Raw genomic sequence first — 24,250 nt, 5'->3', positions numbered from 1 at the left:
ACATGAGTGTGATTGCGCAGGCAGGGGCGAAGGGTCGTCAGCTGCACAAATTTGGTGGGAGTAGTTTAGCGGATGCGAAATGTTACCTGCGCGTCGCGGGGATCATGACGGAATACTCGCAGGCCGGCGACATGATGGTTGTCTCCGCCGCGGGCAGCACCACCAACCAGCTGATTAGCTGGCTGAAGCTCAGCCAGACCGATCGCCTCTCTGCGCATCAGGTGCAGCAGACGCTGCGCCGTTATCACATCGATCTGATTACCAGCCTGCTGTCAGCGGAGGCCGCTGATACGCTGATCGCGACCTTTATTCACGATCTTGAACGTCTTGCCGGCCTGCTGGATAGCGGCGTGACCGATGCGGTATACGCTGAAGTCGTCGGCCACGGCGAAGTGTGGTCCGCGCGCCTGATGGCGGCGGTCCTCAACCAGCTGGGTCTGGAAGCGGCCTGGCTTGATGCGCGCAGTTTCCTGCGCGCCGAGCGCTCCGCTCAGCCGCAGGTGGATGAAGGTTTATCCTACCCGCTGCTGCAGCAGCTGATGGCGCAACATCCCAATAAACGCCTGGTGGTAACCGGATTTATCGCGCGTAACAACGCCGGTGAAACCGTCCTGCTGGGGCGTAACGGTTCCGACTATTCCGCCACCCAGATCGGCGCTCTGGCGGGCGCCTCCCGCGTGACCATCTGGAGTGACGTTGCCGGAGTCTACAGCGCTGACCCGCGCAAGGTGAAAGACGCCTGCCTGTTGCCGCTGCTGCGTCTCGATGAAGCCAGCGAGCTGGCGCGTCTGGCGGCGCCGGTGCTGCACGCCCGCACGCTTCAGCCGGTCTCCGGCAGCGATATCGATTTGCAATTACGCTGTAGCTATACGCCCGATCAAGGTTCTACGCGCATTGAACGCGTCCTGGCTTCCGGTACCGGCGCGCGCATCGTCACCAGCCACGATGACGTATGCCTGATTGAGTTCCAGGTGCCTGCCGGTCAGGATTTCAAGCTGGCGCACAAGGAGCTGGATCTTATCTTTAAACGCGCCCAACTGCGTCCGCTGGCGGTGGGCGTGCATGCCGACCGTAAGCTGCTGCAGTTCTGCTACACCTCGGAGGTGGCCGACAGCGCGCTGCGCCTGTTGGATGAAGCCGGTCTGCCGGGTGAACTGCGTCTGCGTCAGAAGCTGGCGCTGGTGGCGATGGTGGGCGCAGGCGTTAGCCGTAACCCGCTGCATTGCCACCGTTTCTGGCAGCAGCTGAAGGGACAGCCGGTTGAGTTTACCTGGCAGTCGGAAGAGGGAATTAGCCTGGTGGCGGTGCTGCGCGCGGGTCCGACGGAAAGCCTGATTCAGGGTCTGCATCAGACTCTGTTCCGCGCGGAGAAACGCATTGGCCTGGTGCTGTTCGGTAAAGGCAATATCGGTTCGCGCTGGCTGGAGCTGTTCGCCCGCGAGCAGACCACGCTCTCTGCCCGCACCGGCTTTGAGTTCGTGCTCGCCGGGGTGGTCGATAGCCGCCGCAGTCTGCTCAACTACCAAGGTTTGGACGCCAGCCGCGCGCTGGCGTTCTTTAATGATGAAGCCGTAGAACAGGATGAAGAGTCGCTGTTCCTGTGGATGCGCGCCCATCCGTATGATGATTTAGTGGTGCTGGACGTCACCGCCAGCGAGCAGCTGGCCGATCAGTACCTCGATTTCGCCAGCCATGGTTTCCACGTGATCAGCGCCAACAAGCTGGCCGGCGCCAGCAGCAGCGACAAATATCGCCAGATTCACGACGCGTTTGAGAAAACGGGCCGCCACTGGCTGTACAACGCCACCGTCGGCGCCGGCCTGCCGGTCAACCACACGGTGCGCGATCTGATTGATAGCGGCGATACCATCCTCGCGCTGAGCGGTATTTTCTCCGGTACGCTCTCCTGGCTGTTCCTGCAGTTTGACGGTAGCGTGCCGTTTACCGATCTGGTCGATCAGGCCTGGCAGCAGGGTCTGACGGAGCCGGACCCGCGCGTTGACCTGGCGGGGAAAGACGTGATGCGTAAGCTGGTTATTCTCGCCCGTGAAGCCGGTTATGACATCGAACCGGATCAGGTACGGGTCGAATCTCTGGTGCCCGCGCATTGCGAAGAGGGGTCCGTCGATCACTTCTTTGAGAATGGCGAGGAGCTGAACGAGCAGATGCTGCAGCGTCTGGAAGCCGCCCGTGAGCTGGGGCTGGTTCTGCGCTACGTGGCGCGTTTTGATGCCAACGGGAAGGCGCGCGTCGGCGTTGAAGCCGTACGTGAGGAGCACCCGCTGGCGGCGCTGCTGCCGTGTGATAACGTCTTCGCCATCGAGAGCCGCTGGTACCGCGATAACCCGCTGGTGATCCGTGGCCCGGGTGCCGGTCGCGATGTCACCGCGGGCGCGATTCAGTCGGATATTAACCGCCTGGCGCAGCTGCTGTAATCCTGACTTTTCATGAGACCAGGCTGCGCCTGGTCTCATGGCGTTAGCGCGCCGCCAACACCTCTTTTGCGGCGAACAGACCATTCAAGGCTGCCGGGAACCCGGCATATACCGCCATCTGCATGATCGTTTCGATAATCTCCTCCTGCGTCAGACCCACGTGTAATCCCGCGGCGATATGTACTTTTAGCTGTGGCGCGGCGTTGCCCAGCGCCGTTAAGGCGGCAATGGTGGCGATTTCACGGCTGCGTAAATCCAGCCCCGGTCTGGCGTAGATATCGCCAAACGGGAACTCAATCAGGTAGCGGGCAAAGTCGGGGGCGATAGCCTGCAGGCTCCTGACGACGGCATCGCCGCCTTTACCGTCAACGCGCCGCAGCATTTCCAGACCGGTGGTATAACGTTCTGATGTCATGACCTTTCCTCTTTATTTTCGTGTGTTGTGAGCAAGGTTAGGGATGTTTAGCGGACTTGAGTAATACCCTTTTCGTGATACCTTTCCGGTATGACAAATTTACACCTCCATGCTCTTGATATCCGTCTGCTGCGCTATTTTGCGGTGGTAGCGGAAGAGAACAATATCAGTCGGGCTGCGCAGCGGTTATTCATCTCCCAGCCGCCGCTGAGCCGCCATATCCGCCATCTGGAAGCGCAGCTGGGAGTCCGGTTGTTTATCCGCCATACCCGGGGGTTGATTCTTACCGGGGATGGCCAGCGGGTGCTGGAGATCGTCCGTCCGCTGCTGGCGTTGCAGGAGCAGACGCTGGGCGCCCTCAGTCAGCTTGCCGATAACCGACAGCAGCCGTTGCGGCTGGGGTTGACCACCGCCTTTGAACAGGGGGTCTTTGCGCCTGTGGAAGCGGCTCTGGGTGGCCATGTCAGCGCGCGACATATCTTTCGCCAGGCTTCGCCCACGCTGGCTCAACAGGTACGTAAAGGTAAGCTGGACGCCGCGCTGGTCGCGCTGCCGCTGGATGCCGAAGGCTTAACGCTTTCCCCCTTGTCCTATCAGGAAGCGCTGATTGTCGCGCTGCCAGCGTCATGGCCGGAGTCCGCTCTGGCGAGCCTGAGCTTAAACGCGCTCAATCATCGTCCGCTGTTTTGGTTTAACCGGGAACGCAACCCGGCCTTTTTTGACGCGACCCGGCGTATTTTCGCGCGTATTGGTTATACGCCCGCGTATGTCGAGGAGCCTGCCGAGCATGATGTGCTGCTGGCGCGCATTGCGCGTGGGGAAGGGATGATCCTGCTTCCGGCGTCCTTTGCCGCAATTCAGCGCCAGGGGGTGGTGTTTCAGCCGCTGGCGGATAGCCGGCTGCGCCTGCCGCTGGGATTATTGACTCGTCCAGGCGATGAGGCTTTGCGCGCGTGGTTGCTTCCGTTCATTGAAGAATCATTACCTTAGCGCCGGATGATATGAATTAATCTCATCTTCGCTGAAGATTCCTCACTCTTTACGCTGATTTTTCTATTGACGCGTGCTCTCTTTTCCGTCATTTTTACATCTGGACGTCTAAACGTATAGAAGTTCGCAGCACAACAAACAATAAATGCGATTGATGAGGTAAGGTATGAGCTTTTTTCACGCCAATCAGCGGGAAGCCCTGAATCAAAGCCTGGCAGAAGTGCAGGGCCAGATTAACGTGTCCTTTGAATTCTTCCCGCCGCGCACCAGTGAAATGGAGCAAACCCTGTGGAAGTCCATCGATCGTTTAAGCAGCCTGAAGCCCAGGTTTGTCTCGGTGACCTATGGCGCCAACTCCGGCGAGCGTGACCGCACCCATAGCATCATCAAAGGCATTAAAGAACGTACCGGTCTGGAAGCGGCCCCGCATCTGACCTGTATCGACGCCAGCCGCGATGAGCTGCGTACGATCGCTCAGGATTACTGGAACAACGGCATTCGCCATATCGTCGCTCTGCGCGGCGACCTGCCGCCGGGTAGCGGTAAACCTGACATGTATGCGGCCGATCTGGTGACGCTGCTGAAAGAGGTCGGGGATTTTGATATTTCCGTTGCGGCTTATCCCGAGGTGCATCCGGAAGCCAAAAGCGCGCAGGCGGATCTGCTGAACCTGAAGCGCAAAGTCGATGCGGGCGCTAACCGCGCGATTACCCAGTTCTTCTTTGATGTTGAAAGCTATCTGCGTTTCCGCGATCGCTGCGTCTCCGCCGGTATCGATGTCGAAATTATCCCGGGCATTCTGCCGGTGTCTAACTTCAAGCAGGCGAAAAAATTTGCCGACATGACCAACGTGCGTATTCCCACCTGGATGTCGAAAATGTTTGAAGGTCTGGATAACGATGCGGAAACTCGTCAACTGGTCGGCGCGAACATCGCCATGGACATGGTGAAGATCCTAAGCCGCGAAGGGGTGAAGGATTTCCACTTCTATACCCTGAACCGCGCTGAGATGAGCTATGCAATTTGCCACACCCTGGGCGTACGCCCGGCGGTGTAAAAAAATGGCCCTCAATGAGGGCCATGGTGTTTTATTCCCACTCATGCAGAAAACGTTGACCGTACCGATCGGCGACCAGTAGCGCGGCGTAGACCTGATCCGCCGTGGCGCCGCCCGGCATATTATGGATAGTTTCTCCCTCTGTGCAGGCGGCTTCCGCCACGGTACGCATCTTGCCCGGAATATCCTCATTTATATCCAGCTGCGCCAGGGCGATCGGCAGGCCGACGCTGTGGCACAGCGCGGCGACGGTTTCGATCTCTTCCACCGGGGCATTTTCCAGCACCAGCTGCGTCAGCGTCCCGAAGGCGACCTTTTCACCGTGATAGTAGTGATGCGCATCCGCAATCGCGGTCAGGCCGTTATGAATCGCGTGGGCCGCCGCCAGGCCGCCGCTTTCAAAGCCGACGCCACTCAGATAGGTATTGGCTTCAATAACTTTCTCCAGCGCCGGCGTGACGACATGCTGCTCCGCCGCCAGCATCGCTTTTTCACCTTCTTCGAGCAGCGTGTTGTAGCACAGTTCAGCCAACGCCAGCGCCGCCTGGGTGCATTTGCCGCCCGCCATCGTCGTGGCGCCGCTGCGTGAACAGGCGCGGGCCTCAAACCAGGTGGCCAGCGCATCACCGATACCGGCAGCCAGCAGGCGTGGCGGCGCACCGGCGACAATCTGCGTATCGACAATCACCATGTTGGGGTTGCGCGGCAGCATCAGGTAGTGGTCAAACTCCCCCTCGTCGGTATAGATAACCGAGAGGGCGCTGCAGGGGGCGTCCGTTGAGGCAATGGTCGGGGCAATGACCACCGGAAGATGCATAAAGTGAGCTAATGCTTTCGCGGTATCCAGCGTTTTCCCGCCGCCGATACCCAGCACCGCATTACAGCGAGCGGCGCTGGCGATTTCACGCAGACGATTGATTTCATTATGCGAACACTCACCGCCAAAGGGAGCGATTTCTGCTACCAGACCGGCATCGGTCAGGCTTTTGCGCAGCTTCTCTTCGGCGAAGCCGAGCACGAATTTGTCGCCCACAATCAGCCAGCGTTCGGCCAGCGGTTTGAGATAGTCGCCAAGGCGGGTGATGACGTTCGCACCCTGAATGTATCTGCCCGGGGATTGAATAATGCGATCCATTTGTATTCCTCCTGATGGTCGTGATGCCGCCCTCTGGCGGCACGCCGATCGGGTTACAGGTTCAGATTGCCAAAAGCCTTATTCCAGTCCTGCTCAAACTTCTCTATGGCTGACTCTACCGCGGGAGTGCCGAGCATTTGTTGCGCTACGTCTAAGGGAAGGGTAATCGCCTCACAACCGGTCAGCAGGCAATCCAGCGCCTGGCGCGGAGTTTTAAAGCTGGCGGCCAGCACTTTGCTTTCCGGCGCGTGCTGCTCCAGCAGGGATTGCAGCTCCTGCACCATGCGAATGCCATCACCCCCCTGGGCATCGACGCGGTTGACGTAAGGGGCGACATATCTGGCGCCCGCCAGCGCGGCCAGCAGACCCTGGGACGCGCTGTAGACCGCGGTACCCAGCGTCGGGATGCCCTCTTTCTTCAGCAGTTTGATGGCGGCAAGACCCTCGGCAGTCACCGGAATTTTCACCACAATGCCCGGAACGGCATTGCTCAGGCGTTTGGCTTCAGCAACCATCCCGTCGGCATCGCGGCTCATGGTCTGGGCAAACAGGGTGCCCTCTGGCCCGACGGCTTTTTGCAGGCGCGGCAGAACCTCCCAGATCGGCGTTTTACCGGCGGCGATAATGCTCGGGTTGGTGGTGACCCCGGCCAGCGGATAGATGCGTGCCAGGCGTTCAACTTCTGCTACGTTCGCGGTGTCCAGATAGAGTTCCATAGCCTTTCCTCGATTCTCAATTCAGTGATGTTGAGGTAAGGATACGGCCTGTCGCCGGCGGCTCGCCAGATGACAAATTTGCCAAAAACTGGATAAATGTACGCATTGCGGCTAAGGATGATTTAGATCACGTTTTCCCGCTACTCCTGGCGATTACCGAGGGAGGGCTGCGGCACTACCATTGCGTACTTACAAAAATCTAGTTTCTGCCTGGCGCTGTTTTTCCGTTAACTGGCTGTGATACTGGCGGCGATATTCCGATGGCGAGCGCTCGGTATTTTTACGAAACAGACGGCAGAAATAGTTACTGTCGGCGAAGCCGCAGGCATGCGCGACATCCTTGACCTTCATATCATGGCCCTTTAACAGCATCCGCGCCTGTTCGAGGCGGATGTGATTCAGGTACTCGTTAAATCCCATGGGGCCGCATTTCTGGAACAGGTGGGAGAGATAGTTGGGCGAGAGATAAAATTCCTGGGCCACCGATTCCCGGCTTAACGGCTCGGCGAAATGGCTGTCGATATATTTACGGATAGCCTCGAAGAGCGCCTGGCTGCGGGAAGCGGTTTGCACCTGGCTGCCGAGCAGATCGGTACAGTGGCTCAGCAGGCTGATGACGATCCAGCGGGCGGTATGCTGTTCCCGGGGCTGCATCTGCATCTCATTGAGCGCCTGCAGCAGAAAGGATCCCACCCGCGGGCCGCGGCGGGGAATCTGCAGCTTTTCCTCAACGTTCAGCGTCTTGCCGTTCCAGCGTTTGACCGTGAACTCTAACTGCTGCTTGCCAAATACGATGCTCAGGGTGGCGCAGGGGGTGTGCCAGCGGGGAAAATTCCAGCGGCCCGCGGCGACAAACAGCACGTCATATTGGGTAAGCATCGGCGGATCGGCCTTGACGCCAGCATCGCTCAGCTGCCCTTCCAGCACGATTTCGAGGCGCGGAAAGTCAACCTGCGACACATTATCGGCAAGCGGGCGGTTTTCCGTGGCAAAAAATATCTTGCGGAGAGCCGCCGGGCCTTTGATTAACGTGTCGATGAGTTGATTGAGATCGGTATCCATTCTTGCTCCGGAGAAGGCGCCACGTTTTTATCATACCGGAGAGTGCGGAAAGGGCAAAAGCCACGGCAAGCGCGGGTCAACGGTATTGCACGATGTGTATGATATGTTATATCGTAACATTTCATTGCAAAAGTTAACTCAGGAGAGAGTGATGACCAGAAAGAGTTCTGCCCTTGCGCTGGGTATCGGCATGCTGTTGGCCGCTACCCAGACCTTTGCTCACGGCCACCATAGCCATGGACCCGCGCTAACGGAGGCGGAGATTAAGGCGAGCGAAGGCGTTTTTGCCGATAAAGACGTCAGGGACCGGGCGCTAAGCGACTGGGACGGGATCTGGCAGTCGGTGAATCCGTATCTGCTCAATGGCGATCTGGATCCGGTACTGGAGCAAAAAGCGAAAAAAGCGGGCGGTAAGAGCGTGGCTGAATATCGGGAGTACTATAAGAAAGGCTATGCCACCGATGTAGACCAGATTGGTATTGAAGATAACGTGATGGAGTTCCACGTTGGCAAAACCGTCAATGCCTGCCAGTACGCCTATTCCGGCTATAAGATCCTGACCTATGCTTCCGGCAAGAAGGGCGTGCGCTATCTGTTCGAATGCCAGCAGGCGGACTCGAAAGCGCCGAAGTTCGTGCAGTTCAGCGACCATATTATCGGCCCGCGGAAATCGCAGCACTTCCACATTTTTATGGGGAATGACTCGCAGGAGGCGTTACTGAAAGAGATGGATAACTGGCCGACCTATTATCCTTATGCTCTGCATAAAGAGCAGATTGTCGACGAGATGCTGCATCATTAATAAAAATCCCCGGTCAGCGCGATGCCGACCGGGGATACGGGGCCCGGATACGGCGTGAGCGCCGCTATCCGGGTTTATAAAGCCGATAAATTAACCGGTGTTACGCATGCCGGCGGCAACGCCCGCGATGGTGACCATCAGCGCCTGTTCGACGCGCGGATCGGGCTCTTTACCTTCCTCTTCCGCCAGACGCGAACGGTGCAGCAGTTCCGCCTGCAGGACGTTCAGCGGGTCGGTATAGATGTTACGCAGCTGAATGGACTCCGCAATCCACGGCAGGTCGGCCATCAGGTGGGAATCGTTCGCGATATCCAGGACCACATTAATCCCGGAGGACAGCAGCTCGCGCAGCTCCTCGCCCAGGCCCCACAGTTCGGGTTTCACCAGACGCTGATCGTAGTATTCCGCCAGCCACAGGTCGGCTTTCGAGAACACCATCTCCAGCATGCCGAGGCGGGTAGAGAAGAACGGCCAGTCGCGGCACATGGTCTCCAGCTCGCTCTGCTTGCCATCTTCCACCACCTTCTGCAACGCGGTGCCCGCGCCCAGCCAGGCCGGCAGCATCAGGCGGTTCTGAGTCCAGGCGAAGATCCAGGGAATCGCGCGCAGGGATTCTACGCCACCGGTTGCACGGCGTTTTGCCGGGCGTGAGCCGAGCGGCAGTTTACCCAGTTCCTGCTCCGGCGTTGCCGAACGGAAATAAGGAACGAAATCTTTATTTACACGCACGTAGCCGCGGTACATTTCACAGGAAATGTCGGAGAGCTCGGCCATGATATGACGCCACTCCGGTTTGGGTTCCGGCGGCGGCAGCAGGTTGGCCTCCAGCACGGCGCTGGTATACAGCGACAGACTGCTGATAGTGACTTCTGGCAGACCGTACTTAAAGCGGATCATCTCGCCTTGTTCCGTGACGCGCAGGCCGCCTTTCAGGCTTCCCGGCGGCTGAGAAAGCAGCGCGGCGTGTGCCGGCGCGCCGCCGCGACCGATGGAACCCCCACGACCGTGGAACAGGGTCAGTTCAATACCGGCTTTTTCGCAGGTCTTGATCAGCGCGTCCTGTGCCTGATACTGCGCCCAGGAGGCGGCCATCACGCCGGCATCTTTCGCCGAGTCGGAATAGCCAATCATGACCATCTGTTTGCCCTGAATAAACCCACGATACCAGTCGATATTCAGCAGCTGGGTCATAACGTCATTGGCGTTATTCAGATCGTCCAGGGTTTCAAACAGCGGGGCGACCGGCAGCGCGAAGCCAATACCGGCCTCTTTCAGCAACAGGTGAACCGCCAGCACGTCGGACGGGGTTTTCGCCATTGAGATCACGTACGCGGCGATAGATCCGTGCGGCGCTTCGGCGATCACTTTGCAGGTGTCGAGTACTTCACGGGTTTCGTTGCTCGGCTCCCACTGGCGTGGCAGCAGCGGACGTTTGGAGTTCAGTTCGCGGATCAGGAATGCCTGCTTGTCGGCTTCCGACCAGCTTTCGTAATCGCCGATACCGAGATAACGGGTCATCTCGCCCAGCGCTTCGGTATGACGGGTGCTTTCCTGACGAATGTCGATACGTACCAGCGGTACGCCGAAAGATTTCACGCGGCGCAGGGTATCGAGCAGTTCACCGTTGGCGATAATGCCCATGCCGCAGGACTGCAGCGACTTATAGCAGGCGTAAAGCGGTTCCCACAGTTGCTCGTTCTGGGTTATCAGGCCTGCAGGTTTCGGTAGTTTCTGCCCTTTCAGGCGCGCTTCCAGCCAGACCTGCGTTTCCATCAGCTGGGTACGCAGCTTTTTCATCAGGTAGCGATACGGTTCCTGCGCGCCTTCCGCGCCGGCCAGTTCGCGCAGTTCGTCGGTACATTCGACCATCGACAGTTCAGAAATCAGCAGCTGAATATCTTTCAGGAACAGGTCGGTTGCTTTCCAGCGGCTAAGCAGCAGCACCTGACGGGTGATATCGGCGGTCACATTTGGGTTACCGTCACGGTCACCGCCCATCCAGGAGGTGAAGCGTACCGGTACGAAGTCAACCGGCAGCTGATAGTTGAGGTTCTCTTCCAGCTGCTCATTCATCTCGCGCAGGTAGTTTGGCACCCCTTCCCACAGGCTGTTTTCAACAACGGCAAAACCCCATTTTGCTTCATCAACCGGGGTTGGGCGGTACTTACGGATTTCGTCCGTATGCCATGACTGGGCGATCAGCTGGCGCAGACGGCGCATCAGCTGATGATGTTCGTAATCCGCGATATCTTTGTTATCAAGCTGCTTCAGGCAGTTGTTCACTTCCACCATTTTGTGGATCAGCGTACGGCGGGTGATCTCGGTGGGGTGAGCGGTTAATACCAGCTCCAGAGACAGGGACTCCACCGCTTTTTTAATGGTGTCTTCGTTGAGATGGGGTTGGTCTTTGAGTTTTCGCAGGGTGCGGGCAATCACTTCCGGATTGCTGGCCGCTTCGCCGTTTGGCGAAATGCTATGGTATTGCTCCGCCGTATTCGCCAGGTTCAGAAACTGGCTGAAAGCGCGTGCGACCGGCAGCAGCTCGTCGTTGGACAAATTTTGCAGCGTGGTGAGCAGTTCCTGGCGATTGGCTTCATTGCCGGCGCGAGAAGACTTGGACAATTTACGGATAGTTTCGACACGATCAAGAATGTTCTCTCCCAGTGCATCCTTGATGGTATCGCCTAGCACCTTACCGAGCATACTGACATTACTACGCAAAGCGGAATATTGTTCGTTCATGTTACCCCAGACACCCCATCTTATTTTATTTTGTTATATCCGGTACTCTGCAGCGGTGAGCAGCGGATAAGCAGCCGTCTTTTATAAAGCCACGTAAAAACCCCCACGTCAATTGTTGCGAAATCGCTTCAGCAAACGAATAAATGGCGGCAATTTGCGAAATTTAACTCAGGCGTCGCCTGATAAGCGTTGCTTATGGAAATGTGACAAATATCACCGTCCCGCCCCGGCTGAAAGAGGCGGGAGCGGGCTGTTTTAATGCCAGCAGAAATGATGCACGACCTGGGCGATCAGCTCCCGGGTCGGCTTAATAAAGCGGGTTTCCAGATATTCATCCGGCTGGTGGGCCTGATTAATGGAACCGGGGCCTAAAACCAGGGTCGGGCACAGCGTCTGAATAAACGGCGCTTCGGTACAGTAGTTCACCACCTCGGTTTGCGCGCCGAGCAGCTTTTCGACCACCTGAACCAGCTGATGATCCGGCGGGCATTCATAGCCAGGAATCGGCGGATGCAGCTCGGAGACGGTCAGGCGGCCCGGCCAGCGTTCGCTCACCGGCGCCAGCGCTTCATCCAGCAGTCCGTTGAGATCGTTGAGAGTCATACCCGGCAGCGGGCGAATATCCATATGCAGCTCGCAGCAGGCGCAGATGCGGTTTGAGGCGTCGCCGCCGTGCAGCGATCCGAGGTTGAGCGTTGGGTACGGCACGGTGAAAGCAGCGTAGTGATAGCGTTCTTTCAGCGAATCGCGCAGCTGCATGATACGACCAATGGCATCATGCATTAATTCGATGGCGTTCACCCCGCGTGCGGGATCGCTGGAGTGGCCGGACTGGCCCTGAACGCGCACGGCGGTGGAGATATGGCCTTTATGCGCCCGTACCGGCTGCAGAGAGGTGGGTTCACCGATAATGGCGCAGTCCGGGCGCAGCTGCGTGGTTTCGGCAAAGTAGCGGGCGCCGGCCATGCTGGTCTCTTCATCGGCGGTAGCCAGGATGTAGAGCGGTTTTTTCAGCTTACTGACGTCAACATCGCGCAGGGCATCGAGAATAAAGGCGAAGAAGCCTTTCATGTCGGCAGTGCCGAGACCGTACAGCTTATTGTCGTGTTCGGTGAGCACAAAGGGATCGCGAGTCCAGCGGCCGTCGTCAAACGGCACGGTATCGGTATGCCCGGCGAGCAGCAGGCCGCCGGCACCGTGGCCGGTACTGGCCAGCATGTTGAATTTATTGCGCGTATCCGGTACCGGCTGAACTTCGACATTGAAGCCAATTTCGCGGAACCAGCCAGCCAGTAAATTGATTAAAGTCTCATTGCTTTGATCCAGCGCCTCTTCGGTTGCGCTGATGGAAGGTGTGGCGATCAATGCGCGGTAAATCTCGATAAAGGGCGGTAAATTGTTTTTCATTGTTGACACACCTCGGGTCATGATAGTATCAATATTCATGCAGTATTTATGAATAAAAATACATTATCGTTGAGCGTAAGAAAACCCACAGAATGTAGGGCCAGGCTCTTACGGCTTAACAGGGTGAGGAAGAGTGACGCTTCCTGGGCAAATATGACGTAAGAAGGTGAAGAGCCCCGATGTTGAATACGCTGATTGTGGGTGCCAGCGGTTATGCCGGCGCAGAGCTAGTGACCTATGTAAATCGCCATCCTCATATGACCATAACCGCTTTGACGGTCTCCGCGCAAAGCAATGATGCAGGGAAATTCATTTCCGATTTGCATCCGCAGCTGAAAGGCATCGTGGATTTGCCGCTGCAGCCGATGTCAGATATCAGCGAATTTAGCGCCGGGGTGGATGTGGTCTTCCTCGCGACCGCCCATGAAGTGAGCCACGACCTGGCGCCGCAGTTCCTTGCCGCAGGCTGCGTGGTGTTTGACCTGTCCGGTGCCTTTCGCGTCAACGACGGCGCGTTCTATGAAAAATATTACGGCTTTACTCATCAGCATCCGGAGCTGCTCGAGCAGGCGGTCTATGGTCTGGCCGAGTGGAGCGTCGACAAACTGAAAGAGGCGAATTTAGTCGCCGTCCCGGGCTGTTATCCGACGGCGGCTCAGCTGTCGTTAAAACCGCTGATCGATGCGGGGCTGCTGGATCTTACCCAGTGGCCGGTGATCAACGCGACCAGCGGCGTCAGCGGCGCGGGTCGTAAAGCGGCGATCGGCAATAGCTTCTGTGAAGTGAGCCTGCAGCCGTACGGCGTGTTTAATCATCGCCACCATCCGGAAATCTCGACCCATCTTGGCGCGGAGGTGATTTTCACCCCGCATCTCGGCAACTTTAAGCGTGGGATTCTGGAAACCATCACCTGCCGTCTGCAGCCTGGCGTCAGCAAAGAGCAGATTGCCGACGCTTTCCAACAGGCCTATGCCGATAAACCGCTGGTGCGTTTATACGATAAAGGCGTTCCCGCATTGAAAAACGTCGTAGGTCTGCCATTCTGTGATATCGGTTTTGCGGTTCAGGACCAACATATTATCGTCGTAGCGGCAGAAGATAATCTGCTGAAAGGCGCGGCGGCGCAGGCAGTCCAGTGCGCGAATATTCGTTTCGGCTTTGCTGAGACGCAGTCTCTTATTTAAGGTGTGATGATGAACCCATTAATTATCAAACTCGGCGGCGTGTTACTCGATAGCGAAGAGGCGCTGGAGCGTCTGTTTACCGCGCTGGTTAACTACCGTGAAACGCATCATCGCCCGCTGATTATTGTGCACGGCGGCGGCTGTGTGGTAGATGAGCTGATGAAACAGCTCAATCTGCCGGTGAATAAGAAAAATGGTCTGCGGGTCACGCCAGCGGATCAAATCGATATTATTACCGGCGCGCTGGCGGGGACCGCCAATAAGACGCTGCTGGCATGGGCGAAAAAACATCATCTTGCTTCGGTGGGTCTGTTCCTCGGCGATGGCGATAGCGTTAAGGTGACTCAGCTTGATGAAGAGCTGGGCCACGTTGGCCTGGCGCAGCCGGGTTCGCCGGCCCTGATTAACACGCTGCTGGCGGGCGGCTACCTGCCGGTGGTCAGCTCTATCGGCGTGACGGATGAAGGGCAACTGATGAACGTGAACGCTGACCAGGCGGCCACCGCGCTGGCGGCGACGCTCGGCGCGGACCTGATCCTGCTTTCCGATGTCAGCGGCATTCTCGATGGCAAAGGCCAGCGTATTGCGGAAATGACCGCCGCGAAGGCGGAGCAGCTGATCGAACAAGGCATTATTACCGACGGGATGATCGTCAAGGTAAATGCCGCGCTGGATGCCGCGCGTACCCTCGGTCGCCCGGTGGATATCGCCTCCTGGCGCCATGCGGAGCAACTGCCGGCATTGTTTAACGGTACGCCTATCGGTACGCGTATTCTGGCCTGATATTTAATTATCTTGAAGACCGGGCAGCCGATGGCTTCCCGGTAGAAATAAACCAATTTGAAGGAAGCACACTATGGCACTCTGGGGCGGGCGTTTTACTCAGGCAGCAGATCAGCGGTTCAAACAGTTCAACGACTCTTTGCGCTTCGACTATCGCCTGGCGGAGCAGGATATCGTTGGCTCTGTCGCCTGGTCTAAAGCGCTGGTGACGGTGGGGGTGCTCACTGCCGCCGAGCAGCAGCAGCTCGAAGAGGCGTTAAGCGTGCTACTGGAAGAGGTGCGGGCTAATCCGCAGCAAATCCTGGAAAGCGACGCGGAAGATATTCACAGCTGGGTGGAAGGCAAGCTGATCGATAAAGTGGGCCAGTTGGGTAAGAAGCTGCACACCGGGCGTAGCCGTAACGATCAGGTGGCAACCGATCTCAAGCTGTGGTGCAAGGATACGGTCGCGGAGCTGCTCTCCGCGAACCGTCAGCTGCAAAGCGCGCTGGTGGATACCGCACAGAACAACCAGGATGCGGTGATGCCGGGTTATACCCACCTGCAGCGTGCGCAGCCGGTCACCTTCGCTCACTGGTGCCTGGCCTATGTTGAGATGCTGGCCCGTGATGAAAGCCGTCTGCAGGATGCCCTGAAACGCCTGGACGTCAGCCCTTTGGGCTGCGGCGCGCTGGCGGGAACCGCCTACGACATCGACCGTGAGCAGCTGGCCGGCTGGCTGGGTTTTGCTTCCGCGACCCGCAATAGCCTGGATAGCGTTTCCGACCGCGATCATGTTCTGGAACTGCTTTCCGCTGCGTCGATTGGGATGGTTCATCTGTCCCGCTTCGCCGAAGACCTGATTTTCTTTAATACTGGCGAAGCCGGTTTTATTGAGCTGTCCGATCGCGTCACTTCCGGCTCTTCCCTGATGCCACAGAAAAAGAACCCTGATGCGCTCGAGCTGATCCGCGGTAAATGCGGCCGCGTCCAGGGGGCGCTGACCGGCATGATGATGACCCTGAAAGGTCTGCCGCTGGCATACAACAAAGATATGCAGGAAGATAAAGAAGGGTTGTTCGATGCGCTCGACACCTGGCTTGATTGCCTGCATATGGCGGCGCTGGTGCTGGATGGCATTCAGGTCAAACGCCCGCGTTGCGAAGAAGCGGCGCAGCAGGGGTATGCGAATGCCACCGAGCTGGCGGATTACCTGGTAGCGAAAGGAGTGCCGTTCCGCGAAGCGCACCATATTGTAGGGGAAGCGGTTGTCGAAGCTATCGCGCAGGGTAAACCGCTGGAAGAGCTGGCCCTCGCTGACCTGCAGAAATTTAGCCGCGTGATTGCCGACGATGTCTATCCGATTCTGTCGCTGCAGTCCTGCCTCGATAAGCGCTCGGCAAAAGGCGGCGTCTCACCGAAGCAGGTTGCGCAGGCGATGGCTGACGCCAGACAGCGTCTGGTGTAAATCCTGGCTTTCCGGGGTAAGACGAACGGGATAAAGGAATAAAACAGGCTCGGGCTCTGCCCGGGCTTTTTTATGCAAAAAAAAAGCGGACACAAGGTCCGCAAAAGTTCACGTTGGCTTTAGTTGTTCGGGTAGGGAAAATGGTGAGACGTTCAGGTGATTTTCTGACCTTCGCCTCGTTTCTGGGTTTATTATTGAACAGAAACCTTGATAGGGATAATCGTTCGTTGCTATGCTATCTATCGCCATGAACTATCATGGCGACGGAGGATGAATAATGAATATTCGCGATCTTGAATACCTGGTTGCGCTAGCCGAGCACCGCCACTTCCGGCGTGCGGCGGACTCCTGCCACGTCAGCCAACCCACGCTTAGCGGGCAAATCCGCAAGCTGGAGGATGAACTGGGGGTTATGCTGCTGGAGCGCACCAGCCGTAAGGTGCTGTTTACCCAGGCCGGACTGTTGCTGGTGGATCAGGCGCGTACCGTGTTACGCGAAGTCAAAGTGCTCAAGGAAATGGCAAGTCAACAGGGCGAGACCATGTCCGGGCCGCTGCATATTGGCCTGATTCCGACCATTGGCCCGTATCTGTTGCCACAAATAATCCCGATGCTGCACCAGACTTTTCCAAAGCTGGAAATGTACCTGCATGAAGCACAAACGCATCAACTGCTGGCTCAGCTGGACAGCGGTAAGCTTGACTGCGCGATCCTCGCGCTGGTGAAAGAGAGCGAGGCCTTTATCGAGGTGCCGCTGTTTGATGAGCCGATGATGCTGGCAATCTATGAAGATCACCCGTGGGCCAATCGTGACCGCGTGCCGATGTCAGATTTGGCCGGGGAAAAACTGCTGATGCTGGAAGACGGCCACTGTCTGCGCGATCAGGCAATGGGCTTCTGTTTTGAGGCCGGTGCGGATGAAGATACCCATTTTCGTGCCACCAGTCTTGAAACGCTGCGCAACATGGTTGCCGCCGGCAGCGGCATCACGCTGCTGCCGGCGTTAGCGGTGCCGCAGGAGAGAAAACGCGATGGCGTGGTGTATATTCCGTGCATTAAGCCGGAACCGAGACGTACCATCGGGCTGGTTTACCGTCCGGGTTCGCCGCTGCGCAGCCGCTATGAGCATCTGGCGGAGGCCATCCGCAGTACTATGGATGGCCATTTCGACAGCGCGTTAAAACAGGCGGTTTAAGCCATTTAACGCAGCGACCCGATAGGCTTCCGCCATGGTCGGGTAGTTAAAGGTGGTGTTAACGAAGTACTCAATGGTGTTACCGCCACCTTTCTGCTCCATAATCGCCTGGCCGATATGAATAATCTCGGCCGCGCGTTCGCCAAAGCAGTGAATCCCCAGGATCTCTTTCGTCTCCCGATGGAACAGAATCTTCAGCGTCCCCACGCTCATCCCGACGATTTGCGCTCGCGCCAGATGTTTAAACTGCGCGCGGCCCACTTCGTATGGCACTTTCATCGCCGTCAGCTGTTGCTCGGTTTTACCCACCGAGCTGATTTCCGGAATGGTGTAGATGCCGGTCGGGATATCTTCAATCAGGTGGGCTGAAGCCTCGCCTTTAATCAACGCCTGTGCGGCGATGCGGCCCTGATCGTAGGCCGCTGAAGCCAGGCTCGGGTAGCCGATGACGTCGCCGACGGCATAGATATGCGGTAGCGCGGTCTGGTACATGCTGTTGACCTTGAGCTGGCCGCGGCTATCGGTTTGCAGGCCGATATTTTCCAGCGCCAGGGAATCGGTGTTGCCGGTACGGCCGTTGGCGTACAGCAGGCAATCCGCCTTCAGTTTTTTGCCCGATTTCAAATGCATGATCACGCCGTCATCGACGCCTTCGATCTTCTCGTATTCTTCGTTGTGGCGAATGACCACGCCGCTGTTCCAGAAGTGATAGGAGAGGGAGTCGGACATCTCCTGGTCGAGGAACGCCAGAAGACGGTCGCGGGTGTTGATCAGATCCACCTTCACTTCCATCCCGCGGAAAATCGACGCGTATTCGCAGCCAATGACCCCGGCGCCGTAAATGATCACATGGCGTGGCTCGTGCTGAAGGCTGAGGATGGAGTCGCTGTCGTACAGGCGCGGGTGGGAAAAATCGACATCCGCCGGGTGATACGGGCGCGAGCCGCAGGCGATGACGAATTTCTCGGCGGTAACCGTCTCGACGGTACCATCGTGACATTCCAGGGCCAGTGTGTGTTCATCAACGAAGTGCGCGTTGCCCTGCAGAATTTCGCAGTGGTTGCGCTCATAGAAACCCTGACGCATATGGGTTTGCTGGTTAATGACGCTGTCGGCATGGTTAAGAATGTCGGCGAAGGAAGAACGAAGAAGGCGGGAGTGGTCGCTGTAGAGGGGGTTCTGGTTAAACTCGATAATACGGCTGACGGCATGGCGGAGTGCTTTCGACGGGATGGTGCCCCAATGGGTACAACCACCGCCGACGTTATGATAGCGCTCGATAACGGCAACGCGCGCTCCCTGCTTAACCAGTCCCATGGCGGCGCCTTCGCCGCCAGGGCCGGAACCAATCACTATTGCATCATAATCCCAAGAGTGTGACATGGCATTACTCACCTGTTTTATACATAAAATAAACACGATGATAACATTCGCCGCAGTTTAACCCAATTATCGTTGTGCTTTTTTGCGGCATAAAAGCAGAATCGGCTCGTAAACAATCATTCACAAAGCAGTGTAAACCGATTAGTTTTAATCTCTGGTATAGTGCCAGCAGGGATATTGGAAGGATTCAGACAACGTGATGGGTGTAAGAGCGCTACAAAAAGAGAAAACCCGGCGTTCGCTGGTAGAAGCGGCATTCAGTCAGCTTAGCGCTGAACGCAGTTTTGCCAGCTTGAGCTTGCGTGAAGTCGCGCGCGAAGCGGGGATTGCACCGACATCTTTTTATCGCCATTTTCGTGATGTCGATGAGCTAGGTTTGACGATGGTCGACGAGAGCGGACTCATGCTACGCCAGCTAATGCGCCAGGCGCGGCAGCGCATTGCCAAAGGCGGCAGCGTGATACGCACCTCCGTCTCCACATTTATGGAATTTATTGGCAATAACCCAAACGCTTTCCGCCTGCTGCTGCGGGAACGTTCTGGCACTTCCGCGGCGTTTCGTGCCGCCGTGGCGCGCGAGATTCAGCATTTCATCGCGGAACTTGCCGACTATTTAGAAATCGAAAATCATATGCCGCGCGCCTTTACCGAAGCGCAGGCTGAAGCTATGGTCACCATCGTTTTCAGCGCCGGCGCTGAAGCGCTGGATGTCGGTCTGGAACAGCGCCGACAGCTGGAGGAGCGGCTGGTACTGCAGCTCAGAATGATCTCGAAAGGCGCGTATTACTGGTATCGCCGCGAACAAGAAAAAATGTCACATCATTCCGAATAACGTGAAGGACGAGCAATGAAACACTCAGTTCAAGATAAAGGTACGCTGTTGCTGGCACTGATCGCTGGTTTGTCCATAAATGGAACCTTCGCCGCGCTGTTCAGCTCGATTGTTCCCTTTTCCCTGTTCCCGATTCTGTCCTTGCTGCTGACGATTTACTGCCTGCATCAGCGCTACCAGAATCGTAGTATGCCCGTGGGGTTGCCGGGCCTGGCGGCCGCCTGCTTTATTCTGGGCGTTCTGCTTTATAGTACCGTGGTGCGTGCGGAGTATCCGGACATCGGTTCTAACTTCTTCCCGGCGGTACTGTCGGTCATCACCGTGTTCTGGATTGGCTACCGGATACGTAACCGTAAGGATGCGGCGGCGGAGTAATTCTGCTGCGCTAACCCGGCAAACATCGCGTTGCCGGGTTTCTCTCCTGGCGTCTTACTTCTTCGTTAACAGCACGCCACATTCCATATGATGGGTATACGGGAACTGATCGAACAGCGCCAGGCGAGTGACGTTGTGGGTCTGACTTAAGGTTTCCAGGTTGTGGCACAGGGTCTGCGGATTGCAGGAGATATACAGAATTTGCGGGTACGCCTGCACCATCTTCTCGGTTTCGCTATCCAGCCCGCTGCGCGGCGGATCGACGAAAATCGTCTCACACTGATAGCTTTGCAGGTCGATACCCTGCAGGCGGTTAAACTCCCGTACGCCGTTCATCGCCTGCGTAAACTCTTCTGCCGCCATCCGGATAATCTGCACGTTATCAATATGGTTAGCCGCGATGTTGTACTGCGCCGCCGCGACGGAAGGTTTGGCGATTTCCGTAGCCAGGACGCGATTAAAATTGCGCGCCAGCGCCAGCGAGAAATTACCGTTGCCGCAGTACAGCTCGAGTAAATCCCCCGTCGCTCCTGCGGTGGCATCCAGCGCCCACTCCAGCATCTGAATATTCATGGCGGCATTCGGCTGGGTGAAGCTGTTTTCTACCTGACGATAGATCATTTCACGGCCAGCCACCGGCAGGCGCTCATCAATATAGTCCTGATCGAGCTCGATTTTGGTTTTGGTGGCCCGGCCAATCAGATGCACGTTGAGGTTTTGCGCACGCAGCGCATCGCGTAATGCTTCGGCCTGCTGACGCCACGCGTCGTCGAGCTTTTTATGATACAGCAGCGACACCACGGCCTGATTGCTCATGGTCGTCAGATAGTCGACCTGGAACAGCTTATGGCGCAAAACCGGGTTGTTGCGCACGCCGTCGAGTATTGCGGTCATCAGCTGATTAATCAGCTCGCTGGCCGCCGGGAAGCTGTCTACGCGAATCCGGGACTTCGTCTGCGGATCGAACATAATGTGGTACAGGTCGTCGCCATCGTGCCACAGGCGAAACTCCGCGCGCATACGATAATGGCTGACCGGCGAACGAAACACCTCCGGAACCGGCGCGGCAAAAGGCGCCATCATTTTTTGCAGACGAACGACTTTTTCTGCCAGCTGCGCTTCATATTGTTCGGTGGGGAGGTGTTCGGGGGTCATGATGCATCCTGAGTAAAATAAGTACGCGGGGATTGTAGGGAAAGCGTCGGGGATGTCCAGCCCAGATAAGGGATCAAATATAATTATAGAAGTCTGGACATCTATATGTTGCTAATTATAGCATTGTGTAACCGGTCCTGTGAGTTAAAAGGGAACCCAGTGTAAATCTGGGGCTGACGCGCAGCGGTAAGGATGGTGGGATGAACGCATTGTGCAGACACTGCCGATATTTGGTGGGAAGTCTTCATCCATAACACGCCCCAAGCCCGAAGACCTGCCGGAATACGTCGCATTTGGTTTCTATCATCGCGTGCTACTGATGAAACCCGCGGCATCCTTTATATGTTACGGATGCTTTTACAATGATTAAAAAAGCTTCGCTGATGACGGCTCTCTCCGTCACGGCATTTTCCGGCTGGGCGCAAGACAGCCATTCAGATACGTTAGTAGTGACAGCAAATCGCTTTCAACAGCCGGTCAATACGGTTCTTGCGCCGACCGATGTGGTCACCCGGGAAGATATCGAACGCTGGCAGGCAAAAAATCTCAATGATGTGCTGCGGAGATTGCCGGGGGTGGACATCGCCCAGAATGGCGGGATGGGGCAATCTTCTTCTCTGTTTATTCGCGGTACAGAAGCCAAACAGGTACTGGTGCTGGTAGACGGCGTTCCCATGTCCCGCCCTGGCATTACCAATAACCCCGATCTGAACCAAATTCCGCTTTCGCTGGTACAGCGTGTGGAATATATCCGCGGCCCGCGTTCAGCGATTTATGGCTCCGGTGCGATGGGAGGGGTGATTAACGTCATCACCCATTCTGATAAGGAACAATCTAAGATCACCGCCGGCGTCGGTTCGAAAGGTTACCAGCAATATGATGGCACCCTGCGCCAGCGCTTTGGGGATACTGTCGCGACGGTCGCAGGTTCTTATGAGGGAAATAAGGGCTTTAACGTCCAGCCTGGCTCAACCTGGGATCATGACCAGGACCGCGATGGCTTCCGCAGTAAAGCGTTCTGGGGCAGCCTTGAGCATAAATTTAACGATAACTTTGCCGGTTTCTTCCGCGGTCGTAGTTATACCAATAACACTGATTACGATCTGGGAAGCCCGCCCTACAGCCCATCCTACAGCGCAGATGAGGAACAACTCTATAACCAGAGTTGGGATGCGGGCCTGACCTTTAATTCCGGGATCTACTCTTCGCAATTTATTGCCAGTTACCAGAAGGTCAAAGACTACAACTACAGCAGTATTTATGGCCGTTATAATGATGGCACCACGCTCGATCGCATGACTCAGCGTAATCTGCAGTGGGGAAACAACTTTATTGTCGGTCATGGCTCGGTGAGTGCGGGTGTCGACTGGCAGCAGCAGCGTCTGACCTCGTCGGACACGGTGCTATCGGATACCTACAAGCGCGATAACACGGGCCTCTATTTGACCGGACAGCAGCAGTTTGGCGATGTGACTCTTGAAGCCTCTGGCCGTGAAGACCATGACGAACAGTTTGGCTGGCACGGAACCTGGCAGACCACCGCCGGTTGGGAGTTCGTTGAAAACTATCGCGTGACGCTCGGCTATGGTACCGGCTTCCTTGCTCCTTCCCTGGGACAACAGTTTGGATCCACCCGTTTTGGTATCAACTCAAACCCAAACCTGAAGCCTGAAGAGTCGAAACAATGGGAAGCAGGGCTTGAAGGGATCACCGGCCCGCTGGACTGGCGCCTGTCCGCGTATCACTACAAGATTACTAACCTGATTACCTATTACTCAGACCCTGTCACCTATGAAGGTGAGTATGACAATATCAACGCCGCAACGATTAAAGGGGTTGAATGGACAGGGAGTGTGGATACCGGCATTTTCAGCCATCGCGTCACGTTGCAGTACATCGACCCGCGTAATGACGATAATGGTGAAGTCCTGGCCAGACGCTCGAAACGCCAGGCGAAGTACCAGCTGGACTGGACGATGTTCAACGTCGATATGGATGTATCGTGGCAGTACTATGGCAAGCGTTACGATAACAACACCTCTCAGTACAATAATACGCAGAGGATTTTGCCAAGCTACAGCACAGTTGACGTTTCTGCAGCGTATCCGATCACCGATCGCCTGACAGTTCGTGGTAAAATAGCCAACCTGTTCGATAAAGATTACGAGACAGCTTATGGCTACCAAACTGCAGGACGAGAATACTACTTGTCTGGCAGCTACACCTTCTGATCCACGTCCCACCGTGCTGGTGTTTGACTCCGGCGTCGGTGGGTTGTCGGTTTATAATGAGATTCGGCAGCTGCTGCCGAATCTGCATTACATCTACGCTTTCGATAACGTGGCTTTCCCTTATGGGGAGAAGAGCGAAGAATTTATCGTTGAACGCGTGCTCGACATCGTCACCGCTGTACAACAACGCTATCCGTTGGCGCTGGCCGTCATTGCCTGTAACACAGCCAGTACCGTTTCCCTTCCCGCCCTGCGTGACAAATTCGCATTTCCCGTCGTGGGCGTCGTTCCAGCGATTAAGCCCGCAGCCCGTTTGACGGCGAATGGTATTGTCGGCCTGCTGGCAACGCGCGGTACGGTGAAGCGTCCCTATACGCGTGAACTGATCAGCCGCTTTGCCAATGAATGTAAAATAGAGATGCTGGGTTCCGCGGAGCTGGTTGAGCTGGCGGAAGCGAAGCTGCACGGCGAGCCGGTCCCACTGGATGAACTGCGGCGTATTCTGCGTCCGTGGCTGCGCATGGCAGAGCCGCCTGACACGGTTGTGCTGGGCTGTACGCATTTCCCGCTATTACAGGAAGAGCTGCAGCAGGTACTGCCGGAAGGCACGCGAATGATCGATTCCGGTGCCGCGATTGCCCGTCGTACCGTCTGGCTGCTTGAGCATGAGGCCCCGGATGCGAAATCCAGCGCCGCGAATCTGGCCTATTGCATGGCACTGACGGCAGAAACTGAACAGCTTTTACCCGTTTTGCAGCGTTACGGCTTTGAGACGCTGGAAAAGCTGCCGCTTTAAGGGCGTTTTGCACAAAAAAGAGACGGTTGAAAAGTTTTTTTAAAACAGGGCTTGTCAACGTCTCAGAACTCCCTATAATGCGCCTCCACTGACACGGAACAACGGCAC

General features: G+C 56.6%; 20 protein-coding genes and 1 riboswitch. Of the genes, 12 read left to right on the top strand and 8 right to left on the bottom strand.

The window, feature by feature from the left end; translation table 11 throughout:
- Positions 1-2 precede the first annotated feature (2 nt).
- Positions 3-2,435, top strand: coding sequence for a bifunctional aspartate kinase/homoserine dehydrogenase II (locus ACI2JR_RS23480; RefSeq protein ID WP_132731817.1), 2,433 nt, complete (start codon positions 3-5; stop codon positions 2,433-2,435).
- A gap of 43 nt (positions 2,436-2,478) precedes the next feature.
- Here ACI2JR_RS23480 and ACI2JR_RS23475 read toward each other — a convergent pair whose 3' ends face one another.
- Positions 2,479-2,850: a carboxymuconolactone decarboxylase family protein gene (locus ACI2JR_RS23475; RefSeq protein WP_132731818.1), complete on the bottom strand. Its 372-nt coding sequence runs from the start codon at positions 2,848-2,850 to the stop codon at positions 2,479-2,481.
- Between the two features lie 90 nt (positions 2,851-2,940).
- Here ACI2JR_RS23475 and ACI2JR_RS23470 point away from each other — a divergent pair, with 90 nt between their 5' ends.
- Positions 2,941-3,840, top strand: coding sequence for a LysR family transcriptional regulator (locus tag ACI2JR_RS23470; RefSeq protein WP_462479583.1), 900 nt, complete (start codon positions 2,941-2,943; stop codon positions 3,838-3,840).
- Positions 3,841-4,006: 166 nt separating this feature from the next.
- Positions 4,007-4,897 (top strand): methylenetetrahydrofolate reductase, encoded by an 891-nt coding sequence (metF, locus tag ACI2JR_RS23465; RefSeq protein ID WP_132731820.1) that lies wholly within the window; start codon positions 4,007-4,009, stop codon positions 4,895-4,897.
- Between the two features lie 31 nt (positions 4,898-4,928).
- Here metF and ACI2JR_RS23460 read toward each other — a convergent pair whose 3' ends face one another.
- The 3 genes from ACI2JR_RS23460 to ACI2JR_RS23450 form a co-directional block, all read right to left on the bottom strand.
- Positions 4,929-6,032, bottom strand: a complete 1,104-nt coding sequence (locus ACI2JR_RS23460) for a glycerol dehydrogenase (protein ID WP_462479582.1) — start codon at positions 6,030-6,032, stop codon at positions 4,929-4,931.
- Between the two features lie 53 nt (positions 6,033-6,085).
- Positions 6,086-6,748: a fructose-6-phosphate aldolase gene (fsa, locus tag ACI2JR_RS23455; protein ID WP_132731822.1), complete on the bottom strand. Its 663-nt coding sequence runs from the start codon at positions 6,746-6,748 to the stop codon at positions 6,086-6,088.
- 189 nt (positions 6,749-6,937) lie between these two features.
- Complete coding sequence (locus ACI2JR_RS23450; protein WP_132731823.1) at positions 6,938-7,810, bottom strand: helix-turn-helix transcriptional regulator; 873 nt, start codon at positions 7,808-7,810, stop codon at positions 6,938-6,940.
- 151 nt (positions 7,811-7,961) lie between these two features.
- On the opposite strand from ACI2JR_RS23450, the gene zinT reads away from it, so the two are divergent.
- Complete coding sequence (zinT, locus tag ACI2JR_RS23445; protein ID WP_132731824.1) at positions 7,962-8,612, top strand: metal-binding protein ZinT; 651 nt, start codon at positions 7,962-7,964, stop codon at positions 8,610-8,612.
- Between the two features lie 90 nt (positions 8,613-8,702).
- On the opposite strand, the gene ppc is transcribed toward zinT, so the two are convergent.
- A complete protein-coding gene (gene ppc, locus ACI2JR_RS23440; protein WP_462479581.1) occupies positions 8,703-11,354 on the bottom strand; it encodes a phosphoenolpyruvate carboxylase in 2,652 nt (883 codons plus the stop codon).
- Between the two features lie 255 nt (positions 11,355-11,609).
- Positions 11,610-12,761, bottom strand: coding sequence for an acetylornithine deacetylase (argE, locus tag ACI2JR_RS23435; protein WP_462479580.1), 1,152 nt, complete (start codon positions 12,759-12,761; stop codon positions 11,610-11,612).
- A 179-nt stretch (positions 12,762-12,940) separates the two neighbouring features.
- On the opposite strand from argE, the gene argC reads away from it, so the two are divergent.
- The 4 genes from argC to oxyR all read left to right on the top strand — a co-directional run bounded on the left by argC (position 12,941) and on the right by oxyR (position 17,370).
- Entirely contained in the window at positions 12,941-13,945 is a 1,005-nt protein-coding gene (gene argC / locus ACI2JR_RS23430; protein WP_132731827.1) for an N-acetyl-gamma-glutamyl-phosphate reductase, read from the top strand.
- Positions 13,946-13,951: 6 nt separating this feature from the next.
- Complete coding sequence (gene argB / locus ACI2JR_RS23425; protein WP_132731828.1) at positions 13,952-14,728, top strand: acetylglutamate kinase; 777 nt, start codon at positions 13,952-13,954, stop codon at positions 14,726-14,728.
- Positions 14,729-14,801: 73 nt separating this feature from the next.
- Positions 14,802-16,175: an argininosuccinate lyase gene (gene argH, locus ACI2JR_RS23420; protein WP_132731829.1), complete on the top strand. Its 1,374-nt coding sequence runs from the start codon at positions 14,802-14,804 to the stop codon at positions 16,173-16,175.
- A gap of 277 nt (positions 16,176-16,452) precedes the next feature.
- On the top strand, positions 16,453-17,370 hold the full coding sequence (gene oxyR, locus ACI2JR_RS23415; protein WP_132731830.1) for a DNA-binding transcriptional regulator OxyR: 918 nt from the start codon (positions 16,453-16,455) through the stop codon (positions 17,368-17,370).
- Here oxyR and sthA read toward each other — a convergent pair.
- The gene (sthA, locus tag ACI2JR_RS23410) at positions 17,353-18,753 is read right to left on the bottom strand and encodes a Si-specific NAD(P)(+) transhydrogenase (RefSeq protein WP_132731831.1); all 1,401 of its coding nucleotides are present in this window, start codon (positions 18,751-18,753) and stop codon (positions 17,353-17,355) included. The two genes, oxyR and sthA, sit on opposite strands and share 18 nt — an antisense overlap.
- Positions 18,754-18,949: 196 nt before the next feature.
- Between sthA and fabR the strand changes: the two genes are divergently transcribed.
- Both fabR and ACI2JR_RS23400 read left to right on the top strand, forming a co-directional pair.
- Positions 18,950-19,585: an HTH-type transcriptional repressor FabR gene (gene fabR, locus ACI2JR_RS23405; protein WP_132731832.1), complete on the top strand. Its 636-nt coding sequence runs from the start codon at positions 18,950-18,952 to the stop codon at positions 19,583-19,585.
- Positions 19,586-19,600: 15 nt separating this feature from the next.
- Positions 19,601-19,960: a YijD family membrane protein gene (locus ACI2JR_RS23400; RefSeq protein WP_132731833.1), complete on the top strand. Its 360-nt coding sequence runs from the start codon at positions 19,601-19,603 to the stop codon at positions 19,958-19,960.
- A gap of 54 nt (positions 19,961-20,014) precedes the next feature.
- On the opposite strand, the gene trmA is transcribed toward ACI2JR_RS23400, so the two are convergent.
- Positions 20,015-21,115, bottom strand: a complete 1,101-nt coding sequence (gene trmA, locus ACI2JR_RS23395; RefSeq protein WP_462479579.1) for a tRNA (uridine(54)-C5)-methyltransferase TrmA — start codon at positions 21,113-21,115, stop codon at positions 20,015-20,017.
- Between the two features lie 115 nt (positions 21,116-21,230).
- Positions 21,231-21,412: riboswitch (cobalamin riboswitch) on the top strand.
- Between the two features lie 65 nt (positions 21,413-21,477).
- Between trmA and btuB the strand changes: the two genes are divergently transcribed.
- Positions 21,478-23,346 carry a TonB-dependent vitamin B12 receptor BtuB gene (gene btuB, locus ACI2JR_RS23390; protein ID WP_462479578.1) on the top strand — a complete coding sequence of 623 codons (1,869 nt, stop codon included), beginning with the start codon at positions 21,478-21,480 and terminating at the stop codon, positions 23,344-23,346.
- Positions 23,291-24,142 (top strand): glutamate racemase, encoded by an 852-nt coding sequence (gene murI, locus ACI2JR_RS23385; protein WP_132731836.1) that lies wholly within the window; start codon positions 23,291-23,293, stop codon positions 24,140-24,142. Before btuB ends, murI begins: the two co-directional genes overlap by 56 nt.
- The last annotated feature ends 108 nt before the right edge of the window (positions 24,143-24,250 follow it).

This window comes from Klebsiella sp. NPDC088457 (genome assembly GCF_044900465.1).
Lineage (GTDB): Bacteria > Pseudomonadota > Gammaproteobacteria > Enterobacterales > Enterobacteriaceae > Klebsiella.
The sequence above is the reverse complement of the archived record's forward strand: the minus strand, read 5'-3'. Positions and strand labels throughout refer to the sequence as shown.

What these genes read in the sequence shown, in the direction of transcription:
- zinT (WP_132731824.1), top strand. Translation starts at nt 7,962, where the DNA reads ATGACCAGAAAGAGTTCTGCCCTTGCGCTGGGTATCGGCATGCTGTTG.
- ACI2JR_RS23470 (WP_462479583.1), top strand. Translation starts at nt 2,941, where the DNA reads ATGACAAATTTACACCTCCATGCTCTTGATATCCGTCTGCTGCGCTAT.
- argB (WP_132731828.1), top strand. Translation starts at nt 13,952, where the DNA reads ATGATGAACCCATTAATTATCAAACTCGGCGGCGTGTTACTCGATAGC.
- sthA (WP_132731831.1), bottom strand. Translation starts at nt 18,753, where the DNA reads ATGTCACACTCTTGGGATTATGATGCAATAGTGATTGGTTCCGGCCCT.
- argE (WP_462479580.1), bottom strand. Translation starts at nt 12,761, where the DNA reads ATGAAAAACAATTTACCGCCCTTTATCGAGATTTACCGCGCATTGATC.
- argC (WP_132731827.1), top strand. Translation starts at nt 12,941, where the DNA reads ATGTTGAATACGCTGATTGTGGGTGCCAGCGGTTATGCCGGCGCAGAG.
- metF (WP_132731820.1), top strand. Translation starts at nt 4,007, where the DNA reads ATGAGCTTTTTTCACGCCAATCAGCGGGAAGCCCTGAATCAAAGCCTG.
- ACI2JR_RS23450 (WP_132731823.1), bottom strand. Translation starts at nt 7,810, where the DNA reads ATGGATACCGATCTCAATCAACTCATCGACACGTTAATCAAAGGCCCG.
- oxyR (WP_132731830.1), top strand. Translation starts at nt 16,453, where the DNA reads ATGAATATTCGCGATCTTGAATACCTGGTTGCGCTAGCCGAGCACCGC.
- ACI2JR_RS23480 (WP_132731817.1), top strand. Translation starts at nt 3, where the DNA reads ATGAGTGTGATTGCGCAGGCAGGGGCGAAGGGTCGTCAGCTGCACAAA.
- ppc (WP_462479581.1), bottom strand. Translation starts at nt 11,354, where the DNA reads ATGAACGAACAATATTCCGCTTTGCGTAGTAATGTCAGTATGCTCGGT.
- argH (WP_132731829.1), top strand. Translation starts at nt 14,802, where the DNA reads ATGGCACTCTGGGGCGGGCGTTTTACTCAGGCAGCAGATCAGCGGTTC.
- murI (WP_132731836.1), top strand. Translation starts at nt 23,291, where the DNA reads ATGGCTACCAAACTGCAGGACGAGAATACTACTTGTCTGGCAGCTACA.
- ACI2JR_RS23460 (WP_462479582.1), bottom strand. Translation starts at nt 6,032, where the DNA reads ATGGATCGCATTATTCAATCCCCGGGCAGATACATTCAGGGTGCGAAC.
- fsa (WP_132731822.1), bottom strand. Translation starts at nt 6,748, where the DNA reads ATGGAACTCTATCTGGACACCGCGAACGTAGCAGAAGTTGAACGCCTG.
- trmA (WP_462479579.1), bottom strand. Translation starts at nt 21,115, where the DNA reads ATGACCCCCGAACACCTCCCCACCGAACAATATGAAGCGCAGCTGGCA.
- ACI2JR_RS23400 (WP_132731833.1), top strand. Translation starts at nt 19,601, where the DNA reads ATGAAACACTCAGTTCAAGATAAAGGTACGCTGTTGCTGGCACTGATC.
- ACI2JR_RS23475 (WP_132731818.1), bottom strand. Translation starts at nt 2,850, where the DNA reads ATGACATCAGAACGTTATACCACCGGTCTGGAAATGCTGCGGCGCGTT.
- btuB (WP_462479578.1), top strand. Translation starts at nt 21,478, where the DNA reads ATGATTAAAAAAGCTTCGCTGATGACGGCTCTCTCCGTCACGGCATTT.